The sequence below is a fragment of the Flavobacterium xizangense genome, from assembly GCF_054075145.1.
The window spans coordinates 733,809-747,440 of record NZ_JBSIPG010000002.1 but is presented as its reverse complement, the minus strand read 5'-3'; the positions used below and the strand labels follow the sequence as shown (position 1 = coordinate 747,440).

Annotated in this window: 15 protein-coding genes and 1 pseudogene; 4 read left to right on the top strand and 12 right to left on the bottom strand. The window is 33.2% G+C overall.

All coding sequences use genetic code 11. The annotated features are described in order from the left end of the window. Positions 1-104 precede the first annotated feature (104 nt). Complete coding sequence (locus ACWA1B_RS08885; protein ID WP_456906039.1) at positions 105-2,012, bottom strand: S9 family peptidase; 1,908 nt, start codon at positions 2,010-2,012, stop codon at positions 105-107. Positions 2,013-2,279: 267 nt separating this feature from the next. Here ACWA1B_RS08885 and ACWA1B_RS08880 point away from each other — a divergent pair, with 267 nt between their 5' ends. After that, a complete protein-coding gene (locus ACWA1B_RS08880; RefSeq protein ID WP_456906037.1) occupies positions 2,280-3,065 on the top strand; it encodes a DUF5995 family protein in 786 nt (261 codons plus the stop codon). Between the two features lie 324 nt (positions 3,066-3,389). Here ACWA1B_RS08880 and ACWA1B_RS08875 read toward each other — a convergent pair whose 3' ends face one another. Further along, positions 3,390-3,935 carry a hypothetical protein gene (locus ACWA1B_RS08875; RefSeq protein WP_456906035.1) on the bottom strand — a complete coding sequence of 182 codons (546 nt, stop codon included), beginning with the start codon at positions 3,933-3,935 and terminating at the stop codon, positions 3,390-3,392. A gap of 510 nt (positions 3,936-4,445) precedes the next feature. Here ACWA1B_RS08875 and ACWA1B_RS08870 point away from each other — a divergent pair. Then, positions 4,446-4,547: pseudogene (locus ACWA1B_RS08870) on the top strand (REP-associated tyrosine transposase); the annotation flags it as partial. A gap of 133 nt (positions 4,548-4,680) precedes the next feature. Here ACWA1B_RS08870 and ACWA1B_RS08865 read toward each other — a convergent pair. The 4 genes from ACWA1B_RS08865 to ACWA1B_RS08850 all read right to left on the bottom strand — a co-directional run bounded on the left by ACWA1B_RS08865 (position 4,681) and on the right by ACWA1B_RS08850 (position 7,199). Then, positions 4,681-5,337 carry a hypothetical protein gene (locus ACWA1B_RS08865; protein ID WP_456906033.1) on the bottom strand — a complete coding sequence of 219 codons (657 nt, stop codon included), beginning with the start codon at positions 5,335-5,337 and terminating at the stop codon, positions 4,681-4,683. 57 nt (positions 5,338-5,394) lie between these two features. Next, positions 5,395-5,595, bottom strand: coding sequence for a YqaE/Pmp3 family membrane protein (locus ACWA1B_RS08860; RefSeq protein ID WP_456906031.1), 201 nt, complete (start codon positions 5,593-5,595; stop codon positions 5,395-5,397). 132 nt (positions 5,596-5,727) lie between these two features. Then, the gene (locus ACWA1B_RS08855) at positions 5,728-6,225 is read right to left on the bottom strand and encodes a hypothetical protein (protein WP_456906029.1); all 498 of its coding nucleotides are present in this window, start codon (positions 6,223-6,225) and stop codon (positions 5,728-5,730) included. 311 nt (positions 6,226-6,536) lie between these two features. Beyond that, the gene (locus ACWA1B_RS08850) at positions 6,537-7,199 is read right to left on the bottom strand and encodes a hypothetical protein (protein WP_456906027.1); all 663 of its coding nucleotides are present in this window, start codon (positions 7,197-7,199) and stop codon (positions 6,537-6,539) included. Positions 7,200-7,552: 353 nt separating this feature from the next. Between ACWA1B_RS08850 and prfA the strand changes: the two genes are divergently transcribed. Together prfA and ACWA1B_RS08840 are read left to right on the top strand one after the other, a co-directional pair. Then, entirely contained in the window at positions 7,553-8,629 is a 1,077-nt protein-coding gene (gene prfA, locus ACWA1B_RS08845; RefSeq protein ID WP_035648994.1) for a peptide chain release factor 1, read from the top strand. A gap of 671 nt (positions 8,630-9,300) precedes the next feature. Further along, positions 9,301-10,632, top strand: coding sequence for a DUF5723 family protein (locus tag ACWA1B_RS08840; protein ID WP_456906025.1), 1,332 nt, complete (start codon positions 9,301-9,303; stop codon positions 10,630-10,632). 331 nt (positions 10,633-10,963) lie between these two features. Here ACWA1B_RS08840 and ACWA1B_RS08835 read toward each other — a convergent pair whose 3' ends face one another. From ACWA1B_RS08835 to ACWA1B_RS08810, 6 genes are read right to left on the bottom strand one after another with little or no spacing between them, the layout of a single operon-like run. Next, positions 10,964-11,347, bottom strand: coding sequence for a hypothetical protein (locus ACWA1B_RS08835; protein WP_456906023.1), 384 nt, complete (start codon positions 11,345-11,347; stop codon positions 10,964-10,966). A gap of 32 nt (positions 11,348-11,379) precedes the next feature. Next, the gene (locus ACWA1B_RS08830) at positions 11,380-11,739 is read right to left on the bottom strand and encodes a hypothetical protein (RefSeq protein ID WP_456906021.1); all 360 of its coding nucleotides are present in this window, start codon (positions 11,737-11,739) and stop codon (positions 11,380-11,382) included. 47 nt (positions 11,740-11,786) lie between these two features. Further along, entirely contained in the window at positions 11,787-12,071 is a 285-nt protein-coding gene (locus tag ACWA1B_RS08825) for a YtxH domain-containing protein (RefSeq protein ID WP_456906019.1), read from the bottom strand. A gap of 48 nt (positions 12,072-12,119) precedes the next feature. Beyond that, complete coding sequence (locus ACWA1B_RS08820) at positions 12,120-12,272, bottom strand: lmo0937 family membrane protein (RefSeq protein ID WP_456906017.1); 153 nt, start codon at positions 12,270-12,272, stop codon at positions 12,120-12,122. A 36-nt stretch (positions 12,273-12,308) separates the two neighbouring features. Continuing rightward, complete coding sequence (locus tag ACWA1B_RS08815) at positions 12,309-12,953, bottom strand: porin family protein (protein ID WP_035648988.1); 645 nt, start codon at positions 12,951-12,953, stop codon at positions 12,309-12,311. A gap of 36 nt (positions 12,954-12,989) precedes the next feature. Beyond that, positions 12,990-13,571 (bottom strand): DUF4142 domain-containing protein, encoded by a 582-nt coding sequence (locus ACWA1B_RS08810; protein WP_456906015.1) that lies wholly within the window; start codon positions 13,569-13,571, stop codon positions 12,990-12,992. Between the last annotated feature and the right edge of the window lie 61 nt (positions 13,572-13,632).

Below are 13,632 nucleotides of genomic sequence, written 5' to 3'. Positions count from 1 at the left end.
TTGGATTGATACACAAAGATTGATTTTTTTTTTTTGCGAAATAAAAAAAGCCACAGAAAAAATATTTCTCTGCAGCTTTTATATTTTTCAAAACTAAGTATACTTTATTTCTTTTGTTTCAAATGTTTGTCCAGAAATTTTTCCATAGCGCCATAAAAATCAAAACGGTTATTTTGGTTTCTAAAACCGTGGCCTTCATCATTTTTGACCATATATTCAACAACTACACCGCGCTTTTTTAGTGCTTCGACCATTTGATCACTTTCGGCTTTGTTTACTCTTGGATCGTTTGCTCCTTGCGCAATGAATAAAGGCGTTTTTATTTTGTCGGCATGCAGAGCTGGAGATGCAGAGGCTAGCAATAAACTGTCTTTTTTAGGATCGCCCACCATTTCATGAATTTGCTGCAAATAGGGTTTCCAGTAAGGCGGAATTGTGTTCATAAATGTAAATAAGTTGCTTACGCCCACATAATCTACGGCTGCGGCGTATAAATCTGGAGTGTAAGTGATTCCGGCGAGTGTTGCATAACCACCGTAGCTTCCGCCGTAAATGGCAATTCGGTTTTCATCGGCGATACCTTCTTTTTTCAGCCATTCAACACCATCGGTAATGTCGTCTTGCATTGTTTTTCCCCATTGTTTGAAACTGGCTTCCCAAAATTTCTTTCCGTAACCTGTGCTTCCTCTGTAATTCATCTGCAAAACTGCATAACCGCGATTGGCCAAAAACTGAACCTCCGGATTGAAATACCAGCCGTCTCTAGCCCAAGGTCCGCCATGCGGATTAATGATAACCGGCAGATTTTTAGGCTCAATTCCCAATGGAAGCGTCAAGTAACCGTGAATTTCTAAACCATCTCTTGATTTATACGTAACAGGTTTGATGTGGCTCATTTGATTTTCCTTAATCCAAGGATAAGGATCAGCAACTTCTTTTACATTTGAAGTTTTGAAATCGTATAAATAAAATTTCCCTGGAGTTCTGTCGTTGCCAGCCCAAACAATGGCTTTTGTTCTGGCATCATCGTAGCTTACAATTTCAGTTTCGTAGCCTTCAATTTGTTTTTTCAGATTGTTTTGGATTGCTTCCCAATCTTTATCAAAAAAATGTTTTTCTTGTTTTTCGGCTTCCCAGTCAACAGAAATCAAAGCTTGTTTTTTTCGATCGTAGTTAATAGCGTCTAAATCATATTTGCTATCTGAAAAAAGTTCTTTTACATTTTTTTTGGCAACAGGATCGTACTCAACCAGAGCCACTTTATCTTTTCCGATATTGCTCAGCGCGTAAATATTTTTATTGTCTTTATCAAAAGAGGCTGGCGTAAAAATATCTTTGAAAGTCGTCGTAATCAAAGGTGTAAAAGGTTCTTTTTCAGAGTTTCTGTAGTTCCACGTAATGTTTACACCATCTGTTTTTGAAGCCAGGCGAATAATTCCGTTATTATCTGTGACCCAGCCGTCAAAATTTTCTTTGTTATTGTAAAGCAATGTCAAAGTTCCGGTTTCGACATTTAAAATATAAGGATCAAAGTATTCTTTCACCCTTTTATTAATCTGTACAATCAGTTCTTTTTCTTTTCCTGGAATGTCAATCAAAGCATCTGTAATATCACTTCTGATGCCCGGAAAAGGCGTTAAAGCTTTTAAGTCAGTTCCATCTGCTTTTACCGAAAAAAGTTGAAAATTTTCGTCTCCGCCCACATCCTGCGCATAAACAATTCGGTCACCTTTCCAGAAATAATTGAAAATACTTCGTAAAGTATCGTTTGTTACACGAACAGCTTTAGTGTCGTTTACTTTTTGAACAAAAATGTTGGTTTTTCCTTTGTAATCGGCACGATAGCTGAAATAATTTCCGTCTGGCGAAATTCGGAAAGAGCTTTTTTCTCCATTTTTGAAGAAAGTTTTCACGTCAAGTAATGGAGCAGGTGTTTCTTTTGGTTCCTGTTTGCAGGAATTTAAAACCAATAGTAAAACAACTAAAACAGATAAAATGGATTTTTTAATCATATTTTGCTTTTTTTGAGGTTTTGGAATTATAAGCTATTCTTGAAAATATAACATTGTATAATGTTGAAAATGTGGTTTGTATAATTTCAAAAGTAAGAAAAAGTTTCTAACTCTGAAGATGAGGAAGAGAATATTTTGTAAAAACCAGCCTGAAGATATTGTTTCGATCGATCGAAAAGTTACCTACATTTAATTTTAACTTCATGAGACGATAAAAATAATTAAATTCGTTCTTCTCAATTTAACCGCAACCAATTCTGAATGAGTATGAAACAAGCCGATACTATAGATGAAGTAATTTTTTTATTAGATGAAATAATAGAAAAATCAAAAATAGATCAAAGCAATTTAGGTTTATTTGCTATTCTATATCGAGAAGTTACAGTAAGAATAAAAGAAGGTATTTTGGCTGGTTCATTTCAAAATGGCGAGCGAATGGAAAAATTGGATGTTATTTTCGCTAATCGGTATTTGAAAGCATATTATCAGTACCAAGCCAAAGAAAAACCATCTGAATGCTGGGCATTTGCTTTTGAACAAGCCGAAAAATTTTGGCCTATAGTTTTGCAGCATTTATTGCTCGGAATCAACGCTCATATTAACCTCGATTTAGGAATTGCTTCGGCAGAAGTCAGTACAGTTGAAGACATTGAAGATTTAAAAGCTGATTTTGATAAGATAAACTTCATTCTCAGCAATTTGGTTGGCAGTGTCGAAAAATGCCTGATCAAAATTTGGCCAACACTTACGTGGATATTAAAATTTACGGGTAAAGTAGATAATTTCTTTATTGATTTTAGCATGGAAACCGCGAGAAATGGGGCATGGAAATTTGCCACCGAATTTGTAGCAGTTCCAGAAAATGAAAAAGAAGCTTGCACACAAGTAAGAGACAAAAGAATAACAGAAATCGCCCGATTGGTTTCGAATCCTGGGTATTTTGCTAGCTCTGTTTTTAAATTCATTCGTTTATTTGAAAGAGGAACTGTAGCTCAAAAAATAATCGATATGAAGATCATGGAAGAAAAAAATATGGAATGTGTTGTGGCGTGATTTTGAAACATAAATTAGTTTATATAAAATCTCTGTTTCAGCATTGTAAAAATGATATTCCATTTTAATTATTAATCATCGGATCTAAATTTTCATCCTTATTTCGTAAATCCAAACCCGATCGCGCAGATTTATCTCAGAAACGATCGCGCGGATTTGTAATCCGTGCCCGCAAAGATTGGTTTTTTCTCTTTGTTTTAGTGATGTGTGTTGCGTCTTGCTGTTGCGGGCACGGATTACAAATCCGCGCTAACGAATCGTAGAGATATATCTGCGTGGTCGGGTCGTGTTTTTATAAGTTACTCTTGGTTTACTAGATTATTTTTATGTTTTCTTTTTTAAAATTAGCAGAATAATAAAAAGCGGAATGATAGAAAAATAAAAGTATATATGCGAAACAGCATTAGTTTTTGCTCTTTCAAATTCTTTTTCGTTTCCTAAAAAAACTTCATCATTAATTGTATTTCGCCACACTTTAATGGGTTTTATATTTTCGTTTACAATGTAAGTGTCATGAAAGAAGTTAAAATTCATTCCTGTAAATCGTAATTCTTTTTTCTTTGCAGAATGCAATAGATTACCTCTAATTACTGTAATATCTCTAGAAGTAGATTTTCCCTGACTAGAAGATGTTTCTATGTCAATAAAAACGGTATCGATCACAAACAACTCTTTTTTGAGGTATTTTTCAGGATTGTTAAAAGCTTTATGATTATCAAAAGCTTTTTCAAAAGTTCCTAAAATATCATTGTCTTTAATGCCATGCACAAGCATTGAAACACAAACAATAAGCGAAAATATGAAATGAACTAATAATATAATTTTGACATATTTATATTTTTTGAAAAAAGGATGGTTTTTTAGGTTCATTTAATTGCTAATTATTGGATTCTCATTGCTAACTTTTTATTTCAGGCGGGGATTTATTATCCGTGCCCGCAAAGATTGGTTTATGCTTTGTAAATATAGAAACAAAAGCTATCAGGTTGTTTGTTTAGTATGGTTTCAAAATCCCGATCGCGCAGATTTACCTCGGCAACGATAGCGCGGATTTGTAATCCCGATCGCGCAGATTTATACGCAACGATCGCGCGGATTTGTAATCCGTGCCCGCAAAGTGATTCCTTCAAAGCCTATAAATAAAAGTAAAATTTCTCACTGTCTTGTCTTGGAATAGGTTTACAAAAACATAAAAAACAACTCAAAGACAAAATTCTTTGAGTTGTTTTAAAACCTAAAATTTCTCTCGATCGCGCGGATTTACCTCAGCAACGATGGCGCAGATTGCAATCTTTGCCCACACAGTAATTCCTTAACTATTCCAAAAATAAAAAAGTAAAATTTTCCACTATACTTTTTATTTTTGTAGGAAAAAAGAACATGTCGACAAAATACAAAGCAACAACAACTGAGGAAGCATATTTTATAACTGTTACTGCTGTAGGATGGATAGATATATTTACAAGACTAAATCAGAAAAAATGCTTTGAAAATTACTAAAGCAAATCTTTGCTTATCGAATTAAAAAGACCCATTTGTAGTTTTGCAGTCCCGAAAACTTTTGGGACTGACTTTTTGTTCTTAGAAGGAACTTCTTCCTTTGTTGAGAAGTTTATTATAAACCAAGTTTTTTTTCGATATCAATATCTGGAAAATTTAGTTGAACGTACTTTACAAAGTCAGAATTCGTGCCTTTGCCGTTTAACGACCCAATTCTTGTGGGACACGCATTTGTTATTAATTCCGAAATTCCTTCGTTGGTTTCAAGTTTAGAAACCCAGGGAACAATTTTGTCATCAATAAATTTTACAATAGCGTCAAACTTTTCTTTGTCAATTCCGTAAATGTTGCAGTAATGGTTTTCAATTATATTTGATTCATTACTGTATTCATCAATTCGTTCCAATTCATCTCCAAATATTTGCTTTACCAGTATTTGTTTTGGGTTGTCAGTATATTTATGGTAAAAAAGACCCGTATGTCCAAATAGAATCCCGTTTATATTGCTCGTTTTAACCAACTGTTTAGAGTAAAAACTGGGTAAAATTTCAAACGAAACCGATTTGCCTGGCGTATTACTCTTGGTTGACCAAAATGAAATTTCCAGTTTTATATCGTCTTTTTCGAGCGTTAATTTTTTTTGAGACCGAGAATATTTAAAGCCTTTTGCTTGGTAATGTGTGCCAAGTTCATCACACACAGCCTGAAATATTTCTTTGCATGGTGTACGTTTTGAATATTCTAATAATGTCTTATTATCGGTCCAATCCATATTATTTGCTTTTTATAAATAGGTTTCAAAAAAACTATCTTTTATTATATATTTGTTTTAAGATTTGGCTTTCATCGCTTTAATTAATTTTTCATTGCGTTTATCAGCTCTTGAATTTTGCAAAGAAATGACAGCCCAAATCGCCGCAGGAATCCAGCCAATTAAAGTGATTTGCAAGATCAGACAAATAATAGAAGTTAATATTCTTCCTCTAAAAAAGAAAGAAGCAAACGGAAAGAAAATTGCAATTAGTGTCATAATCTTGATTTGTTTATATGTTATCTCTAAATATCGCCAATGGTTTGGACTAAATTAAATTCTATCTTGGATTTAGCAAAATTATTTTAAGTTCCGAGGGTCGCTATATAATTACATTTTATGATTATAACATTATAGTATTAAAAAGATTGTTACACCCATAAAAATAATAAAGCAAATTACGTCAATTATCGTAAGCTTTCGTTCAAAAAACAGATCATAACTACTGCCTTTTGATGGCACAACAAATTCTTTGTCTTGAATTATTAGACTCATAAATCTTAAAAATTGAAACAATGCTAAAGAAATTATGGTATTTCTTAATCCAAGAACAGCATTTCCATGTGCCAATGCAAATTGCGGATCATCTTTAATGCCGATGAAAATAAAAAAATGTATTATTCCAATCAAAATCCAAATTAAAAAATAATTGAAGTTGCGGAGCGCTCGATATTGAAAAAAATAAATAAAAAGTTGAGTTCCCATTCCATAGAAAAATAATAGATCGGTATGATTATTTTTCTTTAGCAAGCAATAAGGCAGCAAGAAAAAAGAAACTAATAAATAAGAACTAACAGTGATAATATTCCATTTGCTTAATTTGTCATAACGAATGAATTTGTTTTCCATAAATAGAAAAGCTTTTTTGTTTTTCTGTAAATATAAAAAAAGCTACATGATATTTTGTAGCTTTTGTATTTGATGATTTTTATTGTGGATTACTTTTTCGGGCAAGGATTACAAACCGCACTATTGGACTATGTGCAATATTATTTCCGTTAGCGCGGATTTGCAATCCGTGCCCGCAAAGATTGGTTTTTTCTCTTTGTTTTGGTGATTTGTGTTGCGTCTTGCTGTTGCGGGCACGGATTGCAAATTCGCGCTAACGAACTGTAGAGATATATCTGCGCGATAGGGCAAATTTTTTGTTACTTAAAAAATTATTTAATTTCCTTCAACATTTTAAGTAACTCTGGGATTTTATTTACTTGCGATTCCGTCCAAAAATAATGTTCATTATCAGTAGAACCATTATCTTTTAAATAAATAGAAATTCTTCTGTTGCTTTTTTCTATGTAAAAACTGAATGTAATTTCTCTTGAATTGAAAATATATGTAACAGATTGTTTTTGTTCAGTTTTATCTTTTAGATTTGGAATAACATATTGTTCAATAAATAATGTAAACTCATCAACTTCATTTAAATCAATCCAAGAAGATTTAAAGTAGTTGTAGTTTCTACCTGCGATTTGATATATGACAGTCATATCCATTTGCAATGATTTAACACTTTTATTTGATTTCAAATCAATTGCCTCAACTGGGAAGAAAGAAACTATTTCACCCAGTCCGGATCGAAATTCTGCTTTGACATTCCAATCTTTATTAATCTGGGTTATTTCTGCATTATCAATAAATTGTCTGGTTTCAGAATTTGTTTTTTCTTTTTGAGAATAGCTTATAGATACAGTTAAGATTAATAGAAAAGTGATTAATATTTTATTGAATTTTATCATAATGTTTATTTGTCGTTTAATATTGTCAAAACTAATTTCTTTAAAGTCAATTAAATTACGGAAAAACGTAATTTTTAAATAAAACAAGATTATAAAACAATTGATATTTTAAACAAAGCAAACATCGTACTTAATTTAAATTAAACATCACGTAGAAACACCTGATTTGACAGATAAATAAATGTTTAAACTCAAAAAATCTTCTTTTGAAAACAATTCCCCTAGCCCTGATAGCAGCGGCATCCTTTTTAGGCAAACGAAAACATCTACATTGAAACCGTAAACTTTCTGCCTAAAAAGATATAGCGGATAGCAGGAAATAGCTCCTAAAAATCATTATAATTCCACTAAATATTTAACTTAAAATCCCCAAAAAATAACCACTAGAATAATCCACAAAAATTTCGTAATTTTGCCGTCCAAATAAAAGGAATTAGAAAATGTTAGATAGACTTCAATATGTAAAGCAGCGTTTTGATGAGATTTCGGATTTGATTATTCAGCCGGATGTTATTGCTGATCAAAAGCGTTATGTGCAGCTTAACCAGGAATATAAAAGCATAAAAGCACTGGTTGAAAAGAGAGAAGAATACATTCTTGTTTTAGCAAATATTGACGAAGCAAACGAAATTATTGCAGACGGTAGTGATGCAGATATGGTGGAAATGGCCAAAATGCAACTTGACGAAGCAAAAGAACGCTTGCCTCAACTAGAGGAGGAAATCAAATTTATGTTGATTCCTAAAGATCCTGAAGATGCTAAAAATGTTATGGTGGAAATCCGTGCCGGAACGGGTGGGGACGAAGCGAGTATTTTTGCAGGGGATTTATTCAGAATGTATACTAAATACTGTGAGTCACAAGGATGGAGAACATCTGTGGTGGATATGAACGAAGGTACTTCGGGAGGTTTCAAAGAGGTTATTTTTGAGGTTTCTGGAGAGGATGTTTACGGAACTTTGAAGTTTGAAGCGGGAGTTCACCGTGTACAACGTGTTCCGCAGACTGAAACGCAAGGTCGTGTGCATACATCGGCAGCTACTGTTATGGTTTTACCAGAAGCAGAAGAGTTTGATGTTCAAATTGATATGAACGATGTTCGTGTAGATTTCTTCTGTTCGTCAGGACCTGGAGGACAATCGGTAAATACTACGAAATCGGCGGTACGTTTAACACACATTCCAACAGGTTTGGTGGCGCAATGTCAGGATCAGAAATCACAGCATAAAAATAAAGATAAAGCCTTAATCGTTTTACGTTCTCGTTTGTACGAAATGGAATTGGCGAAAAAACAAGAGGAAGATGCTACAAAACGTAGTTCTCAAGTAAGCTCTGGTGACCGTTCGGCAAAAATCCGTACATACAACTATGCACAAGGTCGTGTAACCGATCATAGAGTTGGTTTGACTCTTTACGATTTAGGAAACATCATGAATGGTGATATTCAGAAAATTGTTGCCGAACTTCAATTGGTAAACAATATGGAGAAATTGAAAGAAGCTTCAGAAGTTTACTAACGTAAACTTCTTAGGTACTAAGATACTAAGTTGCTAAGGGACTAAGTTTTTTTCTTTGAACATAAATATTTAAGCCGAACTTTTGTTCGGCTTTTTTATGCTTAAAAATGGCTAGAAGAAGAAACTTAGTAACTTAGAGCCTTAGCACCTTTTATAAAAGACCAAGAGAAGAAAACTTAGTCCCTTAGTAGCTTAGAACATTAGCGTCTTAAAAAAAAGACAAAGAGAAGAAAACTTAGAACCTTAGCATCTTAGAACCTTAGCCCCTTTTAAACAAAGACAAAGAAAAGAAAGCTTAGAACCTTAGCATCTTAGAACCTTAGCCACTTATAGAAAAATGCAAGAACCTTCTTAGATTTTTGATTTTTTGATTTTTTTCTTCGATAAGTTGTTAAATTTATGAGATTAAATTGTTAATAAGTGTTTAGAGAATTTTCTTAAGCTCTTTATTTGAAATCAAGTTAATTACTACAATGTGTTTTAATGTAGTAAGATTAATATTAGTTTTTGTTAAAACTTAGTCACTTAAAAACTTAGCGCCTTAGAATCTCAAAAAAAAACTTGCTAATCGTCAAGATTGGCAAGTTTTTTTTTGTCCTTTTTTTGTTAATATTTGTCTGCTTTTTTGATCGAAAGTATAAACAAACCACCAACCAGTTTAAAAATAATCTATGAAGAGAACTTTACTTTTATTTTGCTTCTTTGGAAGCTTTTTTTATGCGCGATCGCAATCTTATTTTGGATTCAGGGATGACAATTATGCAGGAATTCAGGGCGTGTTGTTTAATCCATCAGCAATTGTAGATTCGAAATACAAATCGGATGTTACGATTTTCGCAGCAAGCGCAACGGGACAAAATGATTTGTACGGATTTAATTTTGCTGAAGTTTTAGACGGAAATTATGATATTCAGGCTGACGCCAGCAAAAACATTAAAACAAACAACCGTGGGAATTTGAATGTCGATATTATGGGACCATCTTTTACACTGAACATTACGCCCGTTCATAGTATTGCGCTTTATTCACGCGTGCGGAGCATTACAAGTCTTGTTGATGTAAATGGTAAGTTGATTGATGAAGTAAGTAAAGATCTGGACGTTTCGAATAGTTTCCTGATTCAGGGCGGAAATCCGAATGGGGTAAGTAATTCCTGGGCCGAAATTGGTGCCAGTTATGCTACAGTTTTAATGGATCAAGACGATCACTTTATAAAAGGTGGTTTGACGGTTAAATATTTAATGGCTGGTGTTAACGGGTATATCAACGGAAATGATTTGAGCGTGGCTTTCACTAAAAACAATGCCAGCCCAGAGCTGAGCCAATATTTGTCAACAGGAACTTTAAAAACCGCTGCAAGCTATGATTATCAAAACGGAAATGATCCTAAGTTTGATGGCGCTTCGGCAGGCGTAGGGCTTGATTTGGGTTTTACGTATGAATACCGCACAAATTGCCATACTTGTATTGGAAACCGATATAAATTTAAGGTCGCAGCTTCTGTAACAGACATCGGAAAAATCAATTATAAAAATATTGTAGAAAATACTTATAACCTTGCGGGAAGAGTATCGCAGGCTGATATTGATAATGCAGAAAATATTTTTGAATTCTTTGATACACATTACACAAAAGTTTCATCAAGAACAGGCGTAAAAGCAAATTTACCAACGGCAGTGCACACCAATTTTGACTGGAATATCGACAATAAATTCTACCTGAATTTAAGTACTGATTTTAGTTTGGTTGATGCTAAAACGGTAAACGGAACTGCAATCGCAAGTTCGGTTACGTTTACACCACGATATGAAACCAGACAATTCAGTTTTTATATTCCGGTAACCTACATGGAATATAGCGGAACACAAGTTGGAACTGGTTTTAGAGCAGGTCCATTATTTGTCGGTTCAGGCTCGTTGATTTCTAATTTGTTTTCGAATACTTCTAAAGCTTGTAATTTGTATGTTGGTTTGAAATTGCCAATTTATCAAAATTACAACTAAAGGGTCTAATGAGCTGAGGTACTAAGATTCTAAGTTTTTTTAAAAGAAAAAGTGGCTATTTCACATTGTGAAACAGCCACTTTTTGGTTAAGAAAAAGCGTTAGCTTTTACAAAACCCTAGCCCCTTAGATCTTAGCTCCTCAGAACCTTAAAAATATATTGTGTATTAACCGTTTAACCGTTTATTGTGAAGAAACGTATAAACCAGTTAGATACCTAGGAATACTCTTGTGTATTCAAAACATTTATATAGATTAGAGTACATGTAAACTCCATTTTTTATTACGATATGGCTTAACTTTTCCATGATGTAAAATTTAAGTTAACAAAATTACTCTTCAGATGGTTCGTGTTGTGATGAGGCTTCTGGTGAAGTTTCATCTTTGGATTCGTGATGTGGTTTTGAAACCAAATTGGTTACAACCAGCTGCACAAGTGATCCTAAAATTCCTTTAAACATTGAATCGCCTTTTCCGACAATAAATCGTTTTGCCAGATAGCCAATTCCGATACTGATAGCCGATTGTGCAATATGACTTTTAAAACCAACAGTTTCGTTGATTTCTTCAACCGTATTTCGGATCAGGTTTATAGGCTTTAGATTATCTTTGATATCGTCGATTTCATCTTTAATGGAACACCACTCGGCGTCCTGACGATCTTCTAAAAACTTTATTCTCTGATTTAATTCATCAATAGTGAAAATAGGCTCCATAATAGTCTTTTTTAGTTATTAATAGTTTTAAATCAGTTTTGTTTTTCCTTTAAAATACTTGAAATGATGGTATTCCCAATCGGGGTTTTTATCAATGAGTGATGCGTTTTGTGAATCACAATGGCAACAATCAAATAGAAAAGTGCCATGATGAAAAAGCCGTAATAATACTCTCCAAGTTCTTTTCCTACCCATAAACTAATCCCGATATTAAGGAATAAGGTAAAAAATGCAACAACAACGCCAACTACGATCTTTGATGTTAAGGTTGAAACCACATCGGCGACTGCACATACTGTTTTGAGTTTCAGTAATTCTAAACTCGTTTTAGTATAATTTTCCGCTTTTTCATAAAGATTTAAATTCTCGTTTGTTGTTGCATTTGTTTCCATGATATCAGGTATTTATGGTTTAAAAATCTCACTTAGCTATTAAAATACTAGTAGTTTGATTTTACAGTTTTTGCCTCGTCTTTAATTGAATTGTAGTCGTCTTTAACCTGGTTGAATTTCGCTTTTCCTTCATCTACAATTTCTTTTCCGTTTGATTTGATTGTGTCTACAATTCCTTCAAACTTTGATTTTAAATTATCTCCGTAATCTTTCGATTTATCTTTGATTTTTTTGCGAGTTTCTGAACCTTTATCTGGTGCGAATAAAACTCCTAATAATGCCCCTGCAGCTGCAGCGCCAACAATTCCTAAAATGGTGTTACTTGCTTTCATAATATTTGATTTTAATGATTAATATATAATTGTTAATATGATTTGTTTTTAAATTTCCCTGCCTTTGATTAGTCTAAGCAATACAGCAATAATGGCAATCACTAATAAGATGTGAATAACGCTTCCAAAGCTGTAAACAAAGAAACCAAGAGCCCAAAGAATAACTAGTATAACTGCTACTGTATATAATAAATTTGACATGGTTTTTATTTTTTAGAGGTTAATTAAGATGTTTTTCTAGTTTAGTTTATACGACAGGTATAAAGATAAATTGCTGTTTTTTGCATCTGGAACTGTATAAGTTGTTCCCGCAACGGTTCTTTCTTTTCCAATCGTTGTTAATCCGTAATTGTATCGTAAACCAATACTGATTGGACTAAAATCTACTCCGATACCGGCTGATAAACCAGCATCAAATCGGTTTAAATCATCTGCGTTAATTTCTTCATCAAAGTTGAAATCACCATCGCCAGAAACTTTAGAGCTTACCAGATACGATGCATATCCACCGGCATGAATATTGAAATTTTTGGTAACATTCACTCTTACTAACAAAGGAACTTCAATATAATTCAGTTTGAATTTTCCAGTTCCGCTTACAAAAGCATTGTTGTATTCTAACTCGGCACCTTTTGTAGTGAACAAGATTTCAGGCTGAATTGCGATAAAATCTGAAATTGGCAGTGTTGCATAAACACCGGCATTGAAACCGTATAAGATATTTTCGTCGTCAGCATTATTGTTATATAAATTTGACATGTTGAATCCTCCTTTAACACCAAACTCGGTGGTTACATTTTCGTCGTTTTGAGCTTGAAGCATTCCAAACGAAGCTGAGAAAAATAAGGCTAAGGCGCATAAAAAATTAGTGTGCATTTTCATAATAAATAATTTAGTTAATAATAGATTTTAAGGCTTTTAAATAAATTCTGTCTTTAATCTTTCAGTTTCTCTTAAAAGCTGATACTGGTCTGGCAAATACTGAAGCACAAGTTTTAAAATCGCTTCGTCATCCGTTTCGGTCGAGATTTTTTCAAACAGTTTAATCTGTTCTGTCAACGACTCTGAAATTGAATTTAGATACGTTTGCTTAAAAGTGTTTTCATCAGTATCAATCAATTCGTACAAATCTCTTTTATGAGTCACATTTATATCAGTAATAATAACAAGTTTTTTATTCGCCATTTCTGATATTTGCTGCAATAATTGATTTTGATGTTCTTCAATTTTTTTACTTAAATCCAGTACCGGATTTTTTGAACGTTTTTGTGCAAATTGACTTTTTGAAATAAGAACGTTACTCACATTTGCCGCTGCAATAAAAAAGGAAGTTTCAATTTGATCCTTATCGATTTGCTGCTTGTTGTTTTGACTTAAAGTTTCATTTTTAAAGTAGTTTGCTTTTTGACGTTCTTTCTTTCCGCATGCTGAAATAGACATAATAATCAATAAGAAAAAGACTTTTAAAATAGCTGCTTTTATTAAGGGCATTGCTTTCATTATTATTTCATAAAGTATTACATTACAAAGTTGCTAACGAATAGCTTGTTTTGCTTTACAG

Excerpts from the sequence above, each read along its gene's own strand:
- ACWA1B_RS08885 (WP_456906039.1), bottom strand. The coding sequence starts at position 2,012 with ATGATTAAAAAATCCATTTTATCTGTTTTAGTTGTTTTACTATTGGTT.
- ACWA1B_RS08880 (WP_456906037.1), top strand. The coding sequence starts at position 2,280 with ATGAAACAAGCCGATACTATAGATGAAGTAATTTTTTTATTAGATGAA.
- ACWA1B_RS08875 (WP_456906035.1), bottom strand. The coding sequence starts at position 3,935 with ATGAACCTAAAAAACCATCCTTTTTTCAAAAAATATAAATATGTCAAA.
- ACWA1B_RS08865 (WP_456906033.1), bottom strand. The coding sequence starts at position 5,337 with ATGGATTGGACCGATAATAAGACATTATTAGAATATTCAAAACGTACA.
- ACWA1B_RS08860 (WP_456906031.1), bottom strand. The coding sequence starts at position 5,595 with ATGACACTAATTGCAATTTTCTTTCCGTTTGCTTCTTTCTTTTTTAGA.
- ACWA1B_RS08855 (WP_456906029.1), bottom strand. The coding sequence starts at position 6,225 with ATGGAAAACAAATTCATTCGTTATGACAAATTAAGCAAATGGAATATT.
- prfA (WP_035648994.1), top strand. The coding sequence starts at position 7,553 with ATGTTAGATAGACTTCAATATGTAAAGCAGCGTTTTGATGAGATTTCG.
- ACWA1B_RS08840 (WP_456906025.1), top strand. The coding sequence starts at position 9,301 with ATGAAGAGAACTTTACTTTTATTTTGCTTCTTTGGAAGCTTTTTTTAT.
- ACWA1B_RS08835 (WP_456906023.1), bottom strand. The coding sequence starts at position 11,347 with ATGGAGCCTATTTTCACTATTGATGAATTAAATCAGAGAATAAAGTTT.
- ACWA1B_RS08830 (WP_456906021.1), bottom strand. The coding sequence starts at position 11,739 with ATGGAAACAAATGCAACAACAAACGAGAATTTAAATCTTTATGAAAAA.
- ACWA1B_RS08825 (WP_456906019.1), bottom strand. The coding sequence starts at position 12,071 with ATGAAAGCAAGTAACACCATTTTAGGAATTGTTGGCGCTGCAGCTGCA.
- ACWA1B_RS08820 (WP_456906017.1), bottom strand. The coding sequence starts at position 12,272 with ATGTCAAATTTATTATATACAGTAGCAGTTATACTAGTTATTCTTTGG.
- ACWA1B_RS08815 (WP_035648988.1), bottom strand. The coding sequence starts at position 12,953 with ATGAAAATGCACACTAATTTTTTATGCGCCTTAGCCTTATTTTTCTCA.
- ACWA1B_RS08810 (WP_456906015.1), bottom strand. The coding sequence starts at position 13,571 with ATGAAAGCAATGCCCTTAATAAAAGCAGCTATTTTAAAAGTCTTTTTC.